Raw genomic sequence first — 548 nt, 5'->3', positions numbered from 1 at the left:
GGCGACGAGGTCGTCACCCCCGCGTTCTCGTTCGTCTCCACGGCCTCCACCGTCGCCCTGCGCGGCGCGACCCCGGTCTTCGCCGACGTCGAGTACGACACCGCGATGCTCGACGTGGCCGCCACCGAGGCCGCCGTCACCGACCGCACCAGGGCCCTGCTGCCGGCGTACCTCTTCACCGAGTCCCCGAGGATGGGCGCCTTCGCCGCACTCGCCGCACGGCGCGGCCTGCACCTCGTCGAGGACAGCGCCGTCGCGCTCGGCGCCGAGGTCGACGGCCTGCCCGCCGGGCGGCACGGCACCGCCGGGGTGTACTCCTTCTCCCCCGCCAAGCCCGCCGGCGGCATCGGCGACGCCGGCATGATCGTCACCGACGACGCCGAACTGGCCCGGGTGGCGCGCATGCTGCGCAACCACGGCCAGCCGGCCGGCAAGCGCTTCCACCACGAACTGCTCGGCTTCAACTGCCGGATGGACGAGCTGACCGCCGGGTTCCTGCTGCGCAAGCTGCCCCACCTGGACCGGCTGCACGCCCGGCGCCGCGAGAT

1 protein-coding gene is annotated in these 548 nt (G+C 74.5%); it reads left to right on the top strand.

Annotated features, from left to right (window positions below; all coding sequences use genetic code 11):
* Nucleotides 1-548 (top strand): DegT/DnrJ/EryC1/StrS family aminotransferase (locus A4V12_RS22245; RefSeq protein ID WP_199831353.1); only part of this gene is annotated, 548 nt, incomplete at both ends.

It is taken from the genome of Streptomyces noursei (genome assembly GCF_001646665.1).
GTDB classification, from domain to species: domain Bacteria; phylum Actinomycetota; class Actinomycetes; order Streptomycetales; family Streptomycetaceae; genus Streptomyces; species Streptomyces lavendulocolor.
This window is presented reverse-complemented; position numbering and strand designations above follow the sequence as displayed.